1 protein-coding gene and 1 pseudogene are annotated in these 20,234 nt (G+C 73.3%); both read right to left on the reverse strand.

Translation table 11 applies throughout. The features are described 5' to 3' along the window. Nucleotides 1–24: 24 nt before the first annotated feature. Nucleotides 25–13,932 carry a type I polyketide synthase gene (locus ACFWX1_RS07790; protein ID WP_378384971.1) on the reverse strand — a complete coding sequence of 4,636 codons (13,908 nt, stop codon included), beginning with the start codon at nt 13,930–13,932 and terminating at the stop codon, nt 25–27. Further along, a pseudogene (locus ACFWX1_RS07795) lies at nt 13,932–20,078 on the reverse strand (type I polyketide synthase); the annotation flags it as partial. The pseudogene ACFWX1_RS07795 and the gene ACFWX1_RS07790, both read right to left, overlap by 1 nt. Between the last annotated feature and the right edge of the window lie 156 nt (nt 20,079–20,234).

Here is a 20,234-nt window from a genome sequence, read left to right on the forward strand (position 1 = left end):
CGATCCGGAGAGTGCCCGGCTTGTTCATTCGGACCGCCCCAGTTCGGTGTTGATGAACTCGAACATCTCGTCGTCCGAAGCGGCCTCGATACGCCGCGCCACCGTCTTGTCCTTCGTCTTCCCGGCTCCGGCCCATTCGGTGAGGAACCGCTGCAACCGGGCGGCGACGAGTTCGTGCATCTCGTCGTCCGGTGCAGCCCCGGCCAGCAGTGCCTCGAACCGGTCCAGCTCCTCGGCCAGGCTCGCCGGCCCGCCCGCGTCGCCGAGCAGTTCCCCGCGCAGGAAGCCGGCGAGGACCTCCGGTGTGGGGTAGTCGAAGACGAGGGTGGCCGGGAGGCCGAGCCCGGTCGCCGCGGTCAGCCGGTTCCGCAGTTCGATCGCGGTCAGCGAGTCGAATCCGAGGTCCTTGAACGCCCGGTCCGGTTCGACCGCCGACGCGCTCGCGTGGCCGAGCGCCGTCGCCGCCTCGCCGCGGACCAGATCGGCCAGCAGCCGCTCCTGCTCCGCCCGCGACAGCCCCGCCAGGCGCTGCGCGAACGCGCCGTCGCCGTCCGCGACCGGTGCGCCGGTGCCGGTCGTGAGCGCGGCCCGCACCGCCGGCATCGACTCGATGAGCGGGCTGCGACGCCGGAGGGTGAACGTCGGGGCGAACTTCGCCCAGTCGACGTCGGCGACGGTGAGCAGGCCTTCACCCGCGTCCACCGCCTGTGCCAATGCCGCGATCGCGTGCCGCGGGTCCATCATGCCGAGGCCGCGGCGGGCGAACTCCTCGCCGGCGGCACCGGCACCCATGCCCGCGCCCGCCCAGAGTCCCCAGGCCACCGAGGTCGCGGCCCGGCCGCGCACGCGGCGGTTGACCGCGAGCGCGTCGAGGAAGGCGTTGCCCGCGGCGTAGGCGGATTGCAGGCTGCTTCCCCAGGTCGCGGAGATCGACGAGAACAGCACGAACGCGTCGAGGTCGATCCCGGCGGTCAGCTCGTCGAGCCAGACCGCGCCCGCCGTCTTCGCCGCCACGACGCGCGAGTGCTCGGCGAGCGTGACCTCGTCGGTCGGTGTGGTCTGCCCGATGCCCGCCGCGTGGATGACCGCGGTCAGGTCGGGAACGCGGCCGAGCACGCCCGCGACGTGCCCGCGGTCGGCGGTGTCGCAGGCGAACACGTCCATCGCGGTGCCCCGCCCGGCCAGTTCGGCGGCCAGCGCGGCCACCCCGGCCGCGGCCGGGCCCGAGCGGCTGGTGAGCACCAGTTTCGGCGCGCCGCGCCCGGCCAGCCACCGGTCGAGATGCCCGCCGATACCCCCGGTGCCGCCGGTGACCAGCACGCTGCCGCGGGGGACCCAGGTGCCGGTGCCCTCCGGGCGCGGCGCCCGGCCGAGGCGACGGGCGAACAGGCCGCCGGCCCGGACGGCCACCTGGTCCTCGTCGCCCGCGAGCACCCCGCACAGGCGCGCGCCGCTCTTACTGTCCATAGTGGACGGAAGGTCGACCAGACCACCCCAGCGCTCCGGGAACTCCAGTGCGGCGACCCGGCCGAGTCCCCAGACCTGCGCGAGCGCCGGATCGGCGATCGGCTCGCCGGGTGCGGTCGCGACCGCGCCCTCCGTCAGGACCCACAGCGGCGCGGCCACGCCGAGGTCGCCCAGCGCCTGCACCAGCCCCAGCGTCGCGGCGACGCCACGCGGCACCGACGGGTGACCCGGCACCGGATCGGCTCCGGCGGCCGGGAGCGCGACAACGCCCGCGAGATCGTCGACGTCGGCGGGCAGCGCCTTCGCCAGTGCTTCGCGGTCGACCTCGTCGGTTTCGACGAGGATCACCCGCGCGCCGTGGCCGGACAGCGCGCTCACGCAGTCTGCCGCCCACCTTCCCGGATCGGCGACCACCACCCAGGTGCCGGACAGCTCCGCGCGCGCGGGATCGGCCACCGGTTCCCACGTGACGCGGTAACGCCAGTCCGCGACCGCCGCGTCGTCACGCTCGCGGAGCCGCCAGGACGCCAGCGCGGGCAGCACCTCGCGGAGCGGGCGGTCGGCGTCGACCGCCAGCGTGTCGGTGATCCCGCTCAGATCGCCCCGTTCGACGGCGGCCCAGAACCGCGCCTCGCCGGCCGTTCCGGTGTTCCCGGCGGCCGGGAGCGCGGCTTCCGGCCGCTGAGGCCAGAACCGCCGGTGCTGGAACGCGTAGGTCGGCAAGCCGACCTTCCGTCCACTCAGGACGGACGTCCAGTCGACGCCGACGCCGTGGACGTGGGCCCGCGCCAGCGCCGTGACGACCGCGGTACCGGCGGGAACGTCGGTACGCAGGACGGGAACGAATACGCCGTCCGGGTGTACGGCCGATCCCATCGAGGACAGTGTCCCGTCCGGGCCGATCTCCAGGAAGACCGTGACTCCTTCGGCAGCCAGGGTTTCGACGGCGTCGGCGAACCGCACCGCCTGGCGAGCCTGCTCCGGCCAGTACCCGGCGTACGGGGCCTCGATCGGTTCACCGGTGAGCGCGCCCGCCCAGAGGATCTTCGGTGCGGAGAACTCCAGCCTGCCGGCGATCCGGGTCAGCTCCTCGATGACCGGGTCCATCCGTTCCGAGTGGAACGCGTGGCTCACGCGCAGCCGCCGCACCCGGCGGTCCCGCGCACGCCAGCGCTCCGCCACCGTGTCGATCGCCTCCGCGTCACCCGAGACGACCACCGATGCCGGGCCGTTGACCGCCGCCAGCGCAACACCCGGCACGTCGGCGATATCCGCGAGGATCTCCTCCTCGGTCGCGGCGATCGCGGCCATCGCGCCGCCCTCGGGCAATGCCTGCATCAACCGCGCGCGGTGCGCCACCAGCCGCGCCGCGTCCCCAAGCGACAACACTCCGGCCGTATGGGCGGCGGCGATCTCGCCGACCGAATGGCCCGCCACCGCGTCCGGTTTCACGCCGCAGGATTCCAGCAGCGCCACCAAACCCACCTCGACCGCGAACAGCCCGGTCTGCGCGTACAGCGTCTGATCGGCCCGCTCGTCCGCGGCCTCACCGAGGACGACGTCCCGGACCGGCAGGCCCAGCTCGGCCTCGATCAGCGCGCACGCTTCGTCGAAGGCCGCCGCGAACACCGGGCTGGCGGCGTGCAGCCGCCGTCCCATCCCCGCACGCTGGCTGCCCTGGCCGGCGAACACGAACCCGATCCGGCCGGTGCCCCCGGCCGGGACCGCGCCCGTCACCACGCCGGGAGCCGACCGCCCCTCGGCGACCGCGGCCAAGCTCTCGATCAGCTCGCCGCGATCCGCACCGACGACCACCGCACGGTGCTCGAACGCCGTCCGCGTCGTCGCCAGCGAAAAACCGATGTCCGAAACGGACAGTCCGGGGCGCGCCAGCAGGTGCTCGCGCAGCCGGGCGGCCTGCGCCGCCAGTCCCGCGGCCGATCGCGCCGAGACCGGCCACGCCAGGCCGGTGATCGCCGGGACACGCGGCGGCCCGGCGGGCTCGTCCGGTTCCTCGGCAGGGGCTTCCTCGATGATCACATGGGCGTTGGTGCCGCTGATCCCGAACGCCGACACCCCGGCGCGGCGGGTGCGGTCCCCGGCGGGCCAGCCGACGGCTTCCCGGAGCAGGCGGACGCCGCCCGAGGACCAGTCCACATGCGGCGAGGGCTCGTCCACGTGCAACGTGGCGGGCAGTTCTTCGTTACGCAGGGCCAGCACCATCTTGATCACGCCGGCCACCCCGGCCGCCTGCTGCGCGTGCCCGATGTTCGACTTCACGGACCCCAGCCACAGGGGCCGCTCCCGCGGACGGTCCCGGCCGTAGGTCGCCAGCAACGCCTGTGCCTCGATCGGATCACCCAGCTCGGTGCCGGTCCCGTGTGCTTCGACCACGTCGACGTCCGAAGTGGACAGACCGGATCCCGCCACGGCGGCCCGGATGACCCGTTGCTGTGCCGGGCCGTTGGGCGCGGTCAACCCGTTGGAGGAGCCGTCCTGATTGGTCGCGCTGCCGCGGACCACCGCGAGGACCCGGTGGCCGTTGCGCCGCGCGTCGGACAAACGTTCCAGCAGGATCATGCCCGCGCCCTCGGCCATGCCCATGCCGTCCGCGGACGCGGCGAACGCCTTGCTCCGGCCGTCGGCGGCCAGCACGCGCTGCCGCGAGAACCCGACGAACTCCGCCGCGTCCGCCATCACCGTCACACCGCCCGCCAGTGCGAGTGAGCATTCACCGGCCCGCAGTGCCTGCGCCGCGAGGTGCAGGGCGACCAGCGACGAGGAGCACGCGGTGTCGATGGTGACCGCGGGCCCCTCCAGGCCGAGGGTGTAGGAGATCCGTCCGGAAAGGACACTGCCGGTGTTGCCGGTGATCAGATGTCCTTCCACCCCTTCGAAACCGGCACCGCCCGCGCCGAGGTAACCGGAGGGCGCGGCACCGGCGAAGACGCCGGTCGGAGAACCCTTGAGCGACGCCGGATCGATCCCCGCCCGCTCCAGCGCCTCCCACGAGACCTCCAGCAACAACCGCTGCTGCGGATCCATCGCCAACGCCTCACGCGGAGAAATCCCGAAGAACCCGGCGTCGAAATCGGCCACCCGGTGCAGGAAACCGCCCTGGGACACATACGACGTGCCCGGCTTGTCGGGGTCCGGGTCGAACAGCCCCTCGACGTCCCAGCCGCGGTCGGCCGGGAATCCGGAGATCGCGTCCCCACCGGAAGCCAGCAGCTCCCACAACGCGTCCGGATCCTGGATCCCGCCCGCGTACCGGCACCCCATACCGACGATCGCGATCGGCTCGGTCGACATACCCCCGGCCACCGCCGTCTCCGAGGAGGTCTCGGAGACGCCGAGCAGACGGCCGATGATCTCCTCGGCCAGCACGGCCGGGCTCGGATAGTCGAAGACCACAGTGGACGGAAGCTTCAGCCCGGTAGCCGTGTTCAGCCGACTCCGGAGCTCGACCGCCGTCAGCGAATCGAAGCCCAGCTCACGGAACGCCTGGCTCGCGGGCACTTCACGGGCCGAGCCGTGCCCGAGCACCGCCGCGGCGTGTGTGCGCACCAGGTCCACGACCACGCGCGCCCGCTCGGCGGTGTCCAGCCCGGTCAGCTGCCGGGCCAGCTCGCCGGTCTCGCCGGGTGCGGTGACCGCGGGTTCGGCGGTCTCCAGCTCCCGCACCTCGGGAATCTGGTCCAGCAGCGGACGTTCCCTGGCGGCGGTGAACACCGGCGCGAACCGGGCCCAGTCGACGTCGGCCACCGCCAAGAACGTCTCGTCGTCGTCCAGCGCCTGTCCCAGCGCGGTCAGCGCCCGCTCGGGGTCCAGGAAGTTCATCCCCTGCCGCAGCAACCGGGCCGGGGTGACACTGCCGGGTTTCTGCTCGAGGATCGCGTTGACGGCATCCCAGTCGCGGGTGTCCCAGACGCCCCAAGCGATCGACGTCCCCGGCAGACCCCGAGCACGCCGCGACTCGGCCAGCGCGTCCAAGTACGCGTTACCCGCGGCATATGCCCCATGATCGTTACTGCCCCACGTCGCCGAAATCGACGAGAACAACACGAAGGCATCCAAATCCATACCCGCGGTCAGCTCGTCCAACCACAACGCGCCCGCCGCCTTCGCACCGAGCGAAACCGACAATCCGGCGACGTCGGTGCCCTCCAGTGGCTTCATGTAGACGGCGTTCGCGGAGTGCAGGACAGCCGATAACGGGGGCCCATCGGAGCCGATCCGGTCCAGCAACCCGGAAACCTCGGCACGATCCGCGGTGTCACAGCAGACCACCTCCACCCGCGAACCGGTGTCGGCGATCTCGGCGGCCAGGTCGGCGACCCCGGCCGCGGACGGCCCGGACCGGCTGGTCAGCACTACCCGCGGCGCACCCCGCCCAGCCAGCCACGCCCCGACCCGCGCCCCGATCGACCCGGTACCCCCGGTCAGCAACACGGTGCCACGGGGGCTCCAGCGCGCCCGCGGCGCACGCCGGGCACCGGACCGCACGAGCCTTCGCGCGAGGATCCCCGACGGCCGGATCGCGACCTGGTCGTCGCCACAGCCCGCGAGCACCGCGCACAGCCGCGCGGCGGCCCGTTCGTCCCCAGTGGACGGAAGATCGATCAGCCCGCCCCAGCGGTCCGGGTGCTCCAGGCCGCATACCCGGCCGAGGCCCCAGACCTGGGCCTGCACCGGACTTGTCAGCACGTCGCCGGAACCCGCGGAGACCGCTCCCCGGGTGAGGACCCAGAGCGGCGCGCCGACCCCGGCGTCGCCCAGCGCCTGCACCAGGCCGAGCGTGCCCGCGGCACCGCGGGCCACCGCCGGGAAACCGTCCACACGCGACTCGTCGAGCGCCAGCAGGGAAAGGACCCCGGCCACCGGTCCGGTCACCGAAGCGCGGACGGTCTCGGTGAACGCCGCCCGGTCCACGCTGCCGGGCGTGACGACCACGACGTCGGCCCCGCGCTCGCTCAATGCCCGCACGTAGTCGCCGGCCGCGTCCGGCTCCCCGACGACCAGCCAGGTCCCGGAAAGGACGGCCGTGCCGGACTCGACGACCGGAGACCAGGAAATCCGGTAGCGCCACCCGGCGACGCCCGCGTCGTCCAGCTCGCGACGGCGCCAGGACGCAAGTGCCGGGAGCACTTCGCGCAGGCTCTGGTCGTCGACCGCCAGGAGATCGGCGACCTCCCGCGTGTCACCGCTTTCCACGGCCGCCCAGAACCTGGACTCGGCCGGGGCCGCCGCCTCGGCCGGTGCGGGCGCGATCGGCTCATCCGGCCAGAACCGCTTGCGCTGGAAGGCATAGGTGGGCAGGCGGACCGCCGAGCCGCCGCCGAGCACGGCCTTCCAGTCGATCGCGACGCCGCGCACGAACGCTTCGCCGAACGACGCGAGCAGCCGGTCCGCGCCACCGTCGTCGCGGCGCAGCGTGCCGGTGACGACGGGCGCGTAGTCGTCCAGGGTGTCGGCGACCGCGGTGGCGAGCACCGGATGCGGGGAAGTCTCGACAAAGACGCGGTATCCAGCCTCGCCGAGTGTCCGGACGGCCCGTTCGAACTCGACCGTCTCGCGCAGGCTCGCGTACCAGTACCGCGGGTCCAGCTCCGGGCCCGACAGCGTCTCGCCGCTCATCGCCGAGATCATCGGGATCTCCGCCGCACGCGGCGAAATCCCGTCCAGCGCCGAAAGGATCTCGTCCCGCAGCGCGTCCACCTGCGCGCTGTGCGAGGCGTAGTCGACCGGGATGATCTTCGTCCGGACCTCGGGGCAGGATTCGGCGAGTTCCCGCAACGCTTCGCGGTCACCGGACACGACTGTCGAGAGTGGACCGTTCACCGCGGCCAGCGACAAGCGCTCACCCCAGGCGGCGATCCGCTCGCGGACGGCGCCGGCGGGTTCGGCGATCGACATCATCCCGCCCTTGCCCGCGAGCGCGGTCAAGGCCCTGCTGCGCAGGCTGACCACGCGGGCGGCGTCCTCGAGGGAGAGGATTCCGGCGACCGCGGCCGCCGCGATCTCCCCCTGGCTGTGCCCGGCCACCGCGTCGGGGAACACCCCCGCGGCCTTCCAGACCTCAGCAAGCGACACCATCACGGCCCAGAGCGCGGGCTGGACGACGTCCGCGGCCTCGAACCCGTGCCTGCCCGCGAGCACGTCGTCCAGCGACCAGTCCACAAAGGACGAAAGGGCGTCCGCGCATTCCGCCAATCGCGCCGCGAACACCGGTGACGTCTCCGCCAGCTCACGGCCCATCCCGACCCACTGGCTGCCCTGCCCGGGGAACACGAACGCGACCCGACCGGCACCGGCAGGGCTCACCGATCCGGTCACCACCCCGGCGGCGGGCTGGTGGGTGGCCACCGCGGCGAGCCCGGCGGCCAGGTCCTCCCGGCCGGATCCGGTCACCACGGTCCGGTGTTCGAAGGCGGACCGGGTGGTCGCCAGCGACCACCCCACGTCCGCCGGGTCCAGCTCCGGGCGGGCCAGCACATGCTCCCGCAGCCTGCCCGCCTGCGCCGCCAGCCCGTCCGCGGTCCGGCCGGACACGACCCAGGCGGGGACACCCGGCCGCAGAAGCGGAAGGGCGGCTTCCTCGACGACCTCGACGGACGCCGCTTCCGGGGCTTCCTCGACGATCACGTGCACGTTGGTGCCGCTCACCCCGAAAGCGGAGACACCGGCCCGGCGCGGGCGGCCGGAGGCCGACCACTCGACCGGCTCACTCAGCAGTTTCACCGCCCCGGCCGACCAGTCGACGTGGGGGGACGGCACATCCGCGTGCAGCGTCTTCGGCAGCAGGCCGTTGCGCAGGGCGAGCACCATCTTGAGCACCCCGGCCACCCCGGCCGCGGTCTGCGCGTGCCCGATGTTCGACTTCACCGAACCCAGCCACAACGGCTCGGCCCGGTCCTGCCCATAGGTCGCCAACAGCGCCTGCGCCTCGATGGGGTCGCCGAGCGAGGTCCCGGTGCCGTGTGCCTCCACCGCATCGACGTCCGAAGTGGACAGACCGGCGTTCGCCAAGGCCGCCTGGATCACCCGCCGCTGCGAGGGACCGTTCGGCGCGGCGAGACCGTTGGACGCGCCGTCCTGGTTCGCCGCGGTACCGCGGATCAGGGCCAGCACCTCGTGGCCGTTGCGGCGCGCGTCCGACAGCCGCTCGAGGAGCACCATACCCGCGCCCTCGCCCCAGCCGATGCCGTCCGCGTCGGCCGAGAAGGCCTTGCACCGGCCGTCGGCGGCCATGCCCTGCTGGCGGGAGAACTCCAGGAACGCACCGGGCGTCGAGAGCACCGCGACGCCGCCGGCCAGCGCCATCGAGCACTCGCCGGACCGCAGCGACTGGCAGGCCAGGTGCAGCGCGACCAGCGACGACGAGCACGCGGTGTCCACGGTGACCGCGGGCCCCTCCAGGCCGAGGGTGTAGGAGATCCGGCCGGAGATCACCGCGGTCAGGCCACCGGTCATCAGGTAGCCCTCGGAACCGCTGTCACCGCCCGCGAGGCCCATGCCGTAGCCGGAGTAGGTCGCGCCCGCGAACACGCCGGTCGGCGTGCCACGCAGCGTGCCGGGGTCGATCCCGGCCGCCTCCACGGTTTCCCAGGCGACCTCGAGCAGCAGGCGCTGCTGCGGATCCATCGCCAGCGCCTCGCGCGGGCTGATGCCGAAGAACCCGGCGTCGAACTCCGCCGCGTCGTAGACGAACCCGCCCTGCCGGAGGTAGGTGGTGTCCGGGTCGCCGTACTGCTGCTCGACGGCCTCCCAGCCGCGGTCGGCCGGGAAGTCCGCGATCGCGTCCGCGCCGGCGGCCAGCAGGTCCCACAGCTGATCCGGGCCGCTCACCCCGCCGGGGTACCGGCACCCCATACCGACGATCGCGAGCGGCTCGCCCTCGACGACGGCGGTGACCCGCGCGGCGGGCTCGGGTCCGATGTGGACACCGACGAGCCGCGCACCGAGGAATTCGGCGAGCGCGGCGGCGTTCGGGTAATCGAAGATCAGCGTCGAGGGCAGTTTCAGCCCGGACGCGCCCGCGAGCCGGTTACGCAGCTCGACGGCGGTAAGCGAGTCGAACCCGAGATCCTTGAACGCCCGCCGTGGCTCCAGCGCGTCCGCCGACGCGTAGCCGAGCACCGCGGCGGCCTCGGCACGCACCAGGTCGAGCAGCAGCCGGTCCTGCTCGGCACGGGACAGGCCCGCCAGGCGGCGGCCCAGCTCGGTGGCCGGCTCGGCCGGGGCGTCGTCGACGGCCAGCGCCTGCTTCACTTCGGGCAGGGACGCGATGAGCGGGCTGGGGCGGCGCAAGGTGAACGTGGGCGCGAACCTCGCCCAGTCGACGTCGGCTACGGTGACCGCGCTCTCGCGGCCGTCGAGGATCTGCGCGAGCGCCAGCACGCCTTGCTCCGGATCCATCACCCGCATGCCGAGGCCGCGCAGCTGATCACCGGCCGCGCCGCCCACCATGCCGCCGCCACCCCACAGGCCCCAGGCGACCGACGTCGCCGCCAGGCCACGTGCCCGGCGGCTCTCCGCGAGCGCGTCCAGGTGCGCGTTGCCCGCCGCGTAGCCGGAAAGGCCGGCACTGCCCCAGGTCGCCGCGCCGGAGGAGAACACCACGAACGCGTCGAGGTCCGTGGTCAGCTCGTCGAGCCAGGTGGCGCCCAGGGTCTTGGCGGCCAGTACCGACGAGAGGTCCGCGGCGGTCGCATCGGCGATCGGGCCGCCCTCGCCGATCCCGGCCGCGTGCACGACCGTGGTCAGCCCGGCTCCGATCCGGTTCAGCAGCCCGGCGACCCGCGCGCGCTCGGCGACGTCGCAGGCGACGACGTCGACGGCGGCGCCACGCCCGGCCAGATCGGCGGCCAGCGCGGCCGCTCCCCCGGCGGCCGCGCCCGAGCGGCTGGTCAGCACCAGCCGTTCCGCGCCCCGGGCGGCCAGCAACCGGCCGACGTGCCCGCCGATCGCGCCGGTGCCCCCGGTGATCAGCGCGGTGCCGCGCGGCGTCCATTCGGTGGTGTCCGCGGGCCGCGGCGCGTGGACCAGCCGCCGTCCGAGAATTCCCCGCGGCCGCAGGGCCACCTGATCCTCACCGGTACCCGCGAGCACCGCGCACAGCCGCGCCCCGGCGCGTTCGTCCCATGTGGACGGAAGATCGGCCAGACCACCCCAGCGGTCCGGATGTTCCAGGGCGACGACCCGGCCGAAGCCCCACGACTGTGCCTGCGCCGGGCTGACCGGTTCGCCGTCCGGCGAGACCGCGCCACGGGTGAGCACCCACAGCGGGGCGTCGATCCCCGCGGCGCCCAGTGCCTGCACGAGCCGCAGGGTCGCGGCGAGGCCGTTCGGGACCGCCGGGAACTCCGGGTCCGGGGTCTCGTCGAGTGCCAGCAGCGAAACGACGCCCGCGAGGTCACGGGCGGGCGGCTCCTCGCCGAGGTCGTCCGGGTCGAGGAGGACGACCTCGGCACCGTGCCCGGCCAGCGCCCGTTCGACCTGCCCGCGTTCGGCGAGGTCCGCACCGCCGACGAGCAGCCATTTCCCGGAGAGCACTGCCGCGCCGGGCTCGGCGACCGGGGTCCAGGTGACGCGGTAACGCCAGTCCGCCACGGCGGAGCCGTCGCGTTCCCGGCGGCGCCAGCGTGCGAGCGCGGGGAGGACCTCGCTGAACGGGCGGTCGCCGTCCACGGCCAGGGTCTCCGCCAGACCGGTGAGGTCGCCGTTCTCCACGGCGGCCCAGAATCCGCCCTCGGGGTCACCGGTCCCGGGGGCGCCGGGCGCGGCGGGCTCAGGCCAATACCGCTCGCGTTGGAAGGCGTACGTGGGCAGATCGACGGTCGTGCCATTGCCGAGCACCTTCGCCCAGTCGACACCGGCGCCACGGGTGAACGCCTCCGCGAACGACGTCAGCAACCGTTCCGCGCCACCCTCGTCGCGGCGCAGCGTGCCGACGACAAGGGCGTCGTCCACAGTGTCCGTGATCGCCGCGGTCAACACCGCGTGCGGGGACGTCTCGATGAAGACACCGTGGCCGTTCTCGCCGAGCGTGCGGACGGCCCGCTCGAACTCGACTGTCTCCCGCAGGCTGGCGTACCAATACTCCGGATCCAACTCCGGACCGGACACCATCTCGCCGCTCAACGCCGAAATCATCGGGATCTCGGCCTCGCGCGGCGCGATACCGTCCAAAACGGACAGAATCTCCTCCCGCAGCGCATCCACCTGCGACGAATGCGAGGCATAGTCCACCGGGATGATCTTCGTACGCACCTCGGGGCACGACCCGGCAAGCTCCCGCAACGCCTCCGGTGTACCGGACAGCACTGTCGACAAAGGACCGTTCACCGCGGCCAGCGACAACCGCTCATCCCAGGACGCAATCCGATCCCGAACCGCGTCCGCGGGCTCGGCGATCGACATCATCCCGCCCTTACCGGCAAGCGCGGTCAACGCCTTGGAGCGCAAAGCAACCACACGAGCAGCGTCCTCAAGGGACAGAATCCCCGACACCGCCGCCGCAGCGATCTCACCCTGCGAATGACCCACCACCGCATCCGGCACAACACCAGCAGCACGCCACACCTCAGCCAGCGACACCATCACAGCCCACAACGCGGGCTGAACAACATCCGCCGCCTCGAAACCGTGCTTACCAGCCAGCACATCGTCAAGAGACCAGTCCACAAAGGACGACAACGCCGACGCACACTCCGCCAACCGAGCAGCGAACACCGGCGAACACGATGCCAATTCGCGGCCCATGCCGACCCACTGACTCCCCTGACCGGGAAAGACGAACACCGTCCGGCCCACACCACCAGGTGCCACCACCCCGGTCACCACCGACGCGGCGGGCTGCCCCGTCGCCACCGCGGCCAGCCCGGCGGCGAGGTCCGGTCCCGTCACCACCGCGCGGTGCTCGAACGCCGACCGCGTCGTCGCCAGCGAGAACCCGATGTCCGAAGCAGACAATTCGGGTCGGGACAGCGCGAACTCCCGCAAACGACCGGCCTGCGCGGCCAGTGCGTCCGCCGAACGCCCGGACACCGGCCACACCGGCGCAGCCGAAGTGAGCACCGGCGCCGACGGCTCGACCACGGTCACGTCCTCGGCCGCAGGGGCTTCCTCAAGGATCACGTGCGCGTTGGTGCCGCTCATCCCGAACGCCGACACCCCCGCCCGGCGCGGGTGATCCTTGGCGGGCCACGACACGGCTTCGGTGAGCAGCCGCACGTTCCCGGACGTCCAGTCGACGTGCGGGGTCGGCTCGGTGGCGTGCAATGTCCTCGGCAGCAGGCCGTTGCGCAGTGCCATGACCATCTTGATCACGCCGGCGACCCCGGAAGCCTGCTGCGTGTGCCCGATGTTCGACTTCACCGATCCCAGCCACAACGGCTCGGTGCGATCCTGGCCGTACGTCGCCAACACCGCCTGCGCCTCGATCGGATCACCCAGCGTCGTCCCGGTCCCGTGCGCCTCCACGACGTCGATCTGGTCCGCGCTCACCTGGGCACCCGCCAGCGCGGAGCGGATCACACGCCGCTGCGAGGGGCCGTTCGGCGCGGTGAGGCCGTTGGACGCGCCGTCCTGGTTGGTCGCGCTCCCAGTGACCACGGCGAGCACGCGATGTCCGTTACGCCGCGCGTCCGACAACCGCTCCACGACCAGCACCGCGGCGCCCTCGGACCACCCGGTCCCGTCGGCGTCCGCCGAGAACGACTTACAGCGCCCATCGGCGGCCAAACCCTGCTGACGCGAGAACTCCGCGAACGTGCCGGAGGTGGCCATCACCGTCACGCCCCCGGCGAGCGCGAGGCCGCATTCGCGATTCCGCAACGCCTGCACCGCCAAGTGCAACGCCACCAACGACGACGAACACGCGGTGTCCACAGTGACCGCCGGCCCCTCCAACCCCAGCGTGTAAGACACCCGGCCGGAAATCACACTCCCGGCGTTGCCCGTCATCAAGTAGCCCTCGGCGCCGCTCTTGCCGTCGGCAAGGTCGGTGCCGTATCCGGAGGACGACGCCCCGGCGAACACACCGGTCCGCGAACCCTTCAGCGAAACAGGATCAACACCCGCACGCTCCAACGCCTCCCACGACACCTCCAGCAACAACCGCTGCTGCGGATCCATCGCCAACGCCTCACGCGGCGAAATCCCGAAGAAGGCGGCGTCGAACTCCGTGGCGTCGTAGACGAATCCGCCCTGGGGCGCGTAATCGGCTCCGCCGTCGGGCCAGCCGCGGTCGGCCGGGAACGCCGACACCGCGTCGGTGCCCGCGACGACGAGGTCCCACAGGTCCTCGGGCCCGCGGACGCCGCCGGGCAGCCGACAGCCCATGCCGACCACGGCGATGGGCTCGTTTTCGGCGGCCTCCATCCGGCGCAGCCGCTTTCGTGTCTCCTGGAGCTCGGCCGACGCCTTCTTGAGGTAGTCGAAGAGCTTTTCCTGACTCTCCATCACAGGCTCCCGAGCTCTTTGTCGAGGAAATCGAAAACTTCGTCCGGAGTGGCCGAGCCGAACTCGATCTCGCCGCCCGATTCGCTCGCCCGCGCCGCGTCCTCGAGGTGGGCGAGGATTCCGCGCAGGCGGCGGGTGACGTCCTCGCGGACACCCGCCTCGGCGACGTCGGCCAGCCCGGCCTCCAGCCGGTCGAGTCCGGCGAAGATCGCCCCCGGCCCGGCCTCGCCGTCGTCAAGGAGCTCGGCACGCAGGAACGCGGCGAGCCGCTCGGCGCTGGGGTGATCGAAGACCAGCGTCGCGGGCAGCGTGAGCCCGCTGGCGGCGGTGAGCCGGTTGCGCAGTTCGACCGAGGTGAGCGAATCGAAGCCCAGCTCGCCGAACGCCCGGTCCGCGGCGACCGCGTCGATCCCGGAATGGCCGAGCGCCGCCGCGGCCTCGCCGCGCACCAGGTCGACCAGCATCCGGTCCTGCTCGGCGCGGGGCCGGCCTGCCAGCCGCCCGGCCAGATCGCCCGTGCCCTCCGTGGTCCGTCCGGCGGCGAGCGCGGCGACGGCCTCCGGCAGTGACCCGATCAGCGGACTGGGGCGGCGGAGCGTGAACGTGGGGGCGAACGTCGCCCAGTCCACGTCGGCCACCGCGACCACACCCTCGCGGGCGTCGACCGCCTGTGCCAGCGCGCGGATTCCGAGCCGGGGATCCATCAGGCCGAGGCCGAACCTGCGCAGCTGCTCGCCCGCCTCGCCGGCGCCCATGCCGGTGTCCCGCCAGACACCCCAGGCCAGCGCGGTCGCGGCCTTGCCGCGGGCCCGCCGGTCCTCGGTGAGGGCGTCGAGGAAGGCGTTCGCCGCGGCGTAGCCGGGCTGCAGCGCGCTGCCCCAGGTCGCCGAGATCGACGAGAACACCACGAACGCCTCCAGGTCGAGACCGGCGGTCAGCTCGTCGAGCCAGACCGCGCCCGCGGCCTTTCCCGCCAGCGACTCGGCCAGCGCGGCCTGGTCCATCTCCGCCAGCGCGACGCCCTGCCCGATGCCCGCGGCGTGGATGACGCCGGTCAACGCCGGGCCGGTGGCCGCGACGCGCTCGAGCAGCCCGGCGACCTGGGCGCGTTCGGCGGTGTCACACGCGAGGACGTCCACATCCGAGCCCGCCTCGGCCAGCCCCGCCGCCAGCTCCGCGACGCCCGCGGCGCCGGGCCCGGACCGGCTGGTGAGGACCAGACGCGGTGTGCCACGCTCGGCGAGCCATCGGCAGGAGTGACCGCCGATGCCCCCGGTGCCACCGGTGACCAGGACGCTGCCGGACGGTGTCCAGGCGCGGGCCGGGCGAGGCCGCGGTGCGCGTTCCAGACGGCGCGCGAGCACCCCGGTGGCCCGTAACGCCACCTGGTCCTCGCCGATGCCCGCCAGCACCGCGCCCAGCCGGGCGGCCGTCCGTTCGTCCCCAGTGGACGGAAGATCGACCAGACCGCCCCACCGCTCCGGATGTTCCAGGCAGGCGACCCGGCCGAAGCCCCAGACCGGGGCCTGCACCGGGCAGGCCGGTGCGTCGGCGGGGCCGGTTCCGACGGCACCGCGGGTCAGCACCCACAGGGGCGCCGTGCTCCCGGCGTCGCCCAGTGCCTGGGTCAATGCCACGGTGGCGGCCAGGCCCCTGGTCAGGACCGGGGAACCGTCGATCGGGGTTTCGTCCAGTGCCAGCACGGAAACCACCCCGGCGAAGTCTCCGGCCGGGAGTTTCTCGGCGATGGCCTCGCGGTCGGGTCCGGCGTCGGCGAAGGTGACGACGTCCGCGCCGTGCTCGGTCAGTGCGCGGTGGACCTCCGCGGATTCGCCGACCAGCAGCCAGGTGCCGGTCAGTGCCGCCGGGGCGGGTTCGGCCACCGGAAGCCAGGCGGCGCGGTAACGCCAGTCCGCGACCGCCGCGTCGTCACGCTCGCGGCGGCGCCACGACGCCAGCGCGGGCAGCACCTCGTCGAACGGGCGCTTTCCGTCGATGGCCAGGACCTCCGCCGCGTCCCCGCTTTCCACCGCGGCCCAGAAACCGGACTCGGGACCGTCGTCCGCCGGGCGGCCGAACGTCTCGGGCCAGAACCGCCGACGCCGGAAGGCGTGTGTCGGCAGTGGCACCTTCCGTCCTTTGAGGACAGATGTCCATTCGACGTCGACACCGTGCACCCAGGCACGGGACAACGCGGTTTGCACGGCCGTCGGCGCCGGGACGTCACCGTGCAGGACCGGGACGAACACCCCGCCGGGCCGCGCCGCCGAACCCAGTGACGACAGGGTGCCATCGGGGCCGATCTCGACGAACACCGTTACGCCCTGGGCCGCCAGCGCCGTCACCGCGTCGGCGAACCGGACCGGCCGCCGGGCCTGTCCTGGCCAGTAGCCCGCCTCCGGTTCTTCCACGACCTCGCCGGTGAGCGCGCCCACCCACGTCGTCTTCGGCGCGCTCAGCGTCAGCTCCGAAGCGATGCCGGCGAGATCGTCCAGAACCGGGTCCATCCGGTGGGAGTGGAACGCGTGGCTGACCCGCAGCCGCCGCACCCGGCGGCCTCGCTCCCGCCACCGCTCCACCACCGCGTCCACCGCGTCCACGTCGCCCGACACGACCACAGAGGACGGACCGTTGACCGCCGCCAGCGACACACCCGGCGTGTCCCCGACATCGGCGAGAACTTCCGCTTCCGTGGCCGCGATCGCAGCCATCGCGCCACCTTCGGGCAGCGCCTGCATCAACCGCGCCCGGTTCGCCACCAGCCGTGCCGCGTCGGCGAGCGACAGCACTCCGGCGACGTAGGCGGCGGCGATCTCACCCACCGAATGCCCGGCGACCGCGTCCGGCCGGACACCGCAGGCAGCCAGCATCGCGACCAAGCCGACCTCGACCGCGAACAACCCGGTCTGCGCGTACAACGTCTGATCTGCCCGCTCGTCCGCGCCATCGCCGAGCACCACGTCCCGGACCGGGTAGCCCAACTCACCCTCGATCAGCGCGCACGCCTCGTCGAACGCCGCCGCGAACACCGGACTCGACGCGTACAACTCGCGCCCCATCCCGGCCCGCTGACTGCCCTGACCGGCGAACACGAACCCGACCCGGCCGGTGCCCGCGGCCGGGACCGCACCCGTCACGACCCCCGCGGCCGGCCGCCCGGTGGCGAGCACGTCCAGCCCGGCGAGCAGTTCCTCGCGGTCCGCGCCGACGACGACCGCACGGTGCTCGAACGCCGTCCGCGTCGTCACCAGCGAGAACCCGACGTCCTCAGTGGACAGTCCGGGGCGCGCCAGCACGAACTCCCGCAGGCGGGCCGCCTGCGCGGCCAAGCCCTCGGGGGACCGGGCGGACACTGCCCACACCGAGCCGTCCAGCACCCGGTCGCGTTCGGGCTCGACGGACTCCGCGGTGTTCTCGCCGGCAGGGGCCTCCTCGATGATCACGTGCGCGTTGGTGCCGCTGAGCCCGAACGCGGACACCCCTGCCCGGCGCGGGCGCTCGCCCGCAGGCCAGGCGACGGGCTCCCGCGCCAGCTTCACCGCGCCCGAAGACCAGTCGACGTGCGGAGACGGCTCGTCCACATGCAATGTCGCGGGCAGCGTCCCCTTGTTCAGCGCCAGCACCATCTTGATCACTCCGGCCACCCCGGCCGCCTGCTGCGCGTGCCCGATGTTCGACTTCACCGAACCCAGCCACAACGGCTCGGCCCGGTTCCGCCCATAGGTCGCCAGCAGGGCCTGCGCCTCGATGGGATCGCCCAGCGCCGTTCCGGTCCCGTGCGCCTCGACGACGTCGACGTCCGAAGTGGACAGACCGGAGTTCGCCAGCGCCGCGCGGATCACCCGCTGCTGCGAAGGTCCGTTCGGCGCCGTCAGCCCGTTGGACGCCCCGTCCTGATTGGTCGCGCTCCCCCGCACCACCGCCAGCACCCGGTGCCCGTTGCGGTGGGCGTCGGACAACCGTTCCAGCAGGATCATGCCCGCGCCCTCGGCCATCCCCATTCCGTCCGCCGACGCGGCGAACGCCTTGCTCCGCCCGTCCGCCGCCAGCGCGCGCTGACGCGAGAAGCCCACGAACTCCGTGGCGTCCACCATCACCATCACGCCGCCCGCCAGCGCCAGCGAGCACTCACCGGACCGCAGCGCCTGTGCGGCCAGGTGCAGTGCCACCAGCGACGAGGAACACGCGGTGTCCACGGTGACCGCCGGGCCTTCCAGTCCGAGGGTGTAGGAGATCCGTCCGGAAAGGACACTGCCAGTGTTCCCGGTGATCAGGTAACCCTCGACGCCGTTCTCCTCCGCCATGCCCGCGCCGTAGCCGGACGGCGCCGCGCCGGCGAACACCCCGGTCGGCGAGCCCCGCAGCGAACCCGGGTCGATCCCGGCGTGCTCCAGGGTTTCCCAGGACACCTCCAGCAACAGCCGCTGCTGCGGATCCATCGCCAGCGCCTCACGCGGAGAAATCCCGAAGAACCCGGCGTCGAAATCCGCCACCCGGTGGAGAAATCCGCCCTGGGACACATACGACGTCCCCGGCTTGTCAGGATCCGGGTCGAACAAGCCCTCGACGTCCCAGCCACGGTCGGCCGGGAACCCGGAGATCGCGTCCCCACCCGAAGCCAGCAACTCCCACAACGCCTCCGGATCGTCGATCCCGCCCGCATACCGGCACCCCATACCGACGATCGCGATCGGCTCGGTCGCATTCGCGGCGGTGACGGGGGTCGCCGGGACCGCGTCGGAGACGCCGAACAAGCGGCCGATGATCTCCTCGGCCAGCACCACCGGACTCGGATAGTCGAAGACCACAGTGGACGGAAGCTTCAGCCCCGTAGCCGTGTTCAGCCGATTCCGGAGCTCGACCGCGGTCAGCGAATCGAACCCGAGTTCACGAAACGCCCGCCCGGCGGACACGTCGTCCACCGAACCGTGCCCGAGCACCGCCGCGGCGTGCCCGCGCACCAGATCCACGACCACGCGCACCCGCTCGCCCGCGTCGAGCCCGGCCAGTTTCGCCGCCAGCTCACCGGTCTCCCCCGCGTCCACGGCCGGGACGGGCGCGGCGGTGTCCGGCTCCCGCGCCTCGGGGATCAGCTCCAGCAACGGCCGGTCCCTGGCGGCGGTGAACACGGGCGCGAACCGGGCCCAATCGACGTCCGCCACCGCCAAGAACGTCTCGTCGTCGTCCAGCGCCTGGCCCAGCGCGGTCAGCGCCCGGTCCGGGGCGAGGAAGTTCATGCCCTGGCGCACCAGCTTGGCCGGCGTGACGCCGCCCGGTTTGGCCTGGTCCGCGGCGGCGTCGACGGCGGCCCAGTCCCGGGTGTCCCAGACACCCCAGGCGATCGACGTCGCGCGCTTGCCCCTGGCCCGCCGGTCGGCGGCGAGCGCGTCGAGGAAGGCGTTGCCCGCGGCGTAGGCGCCGTGGTCGTTGCTGCCCCAGGTGGCGGCGATCGAAGAGAACACCACGAACGCGTCGAGGTCGAGATCCGCGGTCAGCTCGTCGAGCCACACCGCGCCCGCCGCTTTGGCACCGAGGGAAAGCCGCAGGCCCTCCTCGTCGGTGTCGTCCAACGGGGTCACGTAGACGGTGTTCGCCGAGTGCAGCACGGAGGTCAGCGCGGGGCCGGTCGCGGCGATCCGGTCCAGCAGGCCCGCGACCTGGGTGCGTTCGGCGGTGTCGCAGGGAAGGACGTCGACGCGGGTGCCGCCGGCCGCCAGTTCGGCGGCCAGCACCGGCACCCCCGGCGCGGCGGCTCCGGACCGGCTCGCCAGCACGACGCGCTCCGCGCCGCGACCCGCGAGCCAGCGCCCGACGTGACCGCCGGTCGACCCGGTACCCCCGGTGAGCAGGACCGTGCCCCGCGGCACCCACCGGCCGGGGCCCGAACGGTGCGCGCCCGCGCGCACCAGGCGGCGGGCCAGGATCCCGGCGCCCCGGATGGCGAGCTCGTCCTCGCCGAGGCCCGCGAGCACCGCGCACAGGCGGGTCCCGGTGCGTTCGTCCCAGGTCTGCGGCAGGTCGATCAGGCCGCCCCAGCGGTCCGGGTGCTCGAGACCCGCGACCCGGCCGAGGCCCCAGGCCTGCGCCTGCACCGGGCTGGTGAGCAGTTCACCGGGGCTGGTGGTGACGGCGCCACGGGTCAGCACCCACAGCGGGGCGTCGATCCCGGCGTCGCCCAGTGCCTGGACGAGCGCGAGTGTCGGGGGGGGGGGCCCCCCCCCCCCCCCGCCGAGCGGCCGCGCCCGCCGCGGCGCCCCCCCCCCGCGCAAACAAACCCCCCCCGGGCCCCCCCCCGCGCCCCC

The sequence above is a fragment of the Amycolatopsis sp. NPDC059021 genome (genome assembly GCF_042739895.1).
Taxonomy (GTDB): domain Bacteria; phylum Actinomycetota; class Actinomycetes; order Mycobacteriales; family Pseudonocardiaceae; genus Amycolatopsis.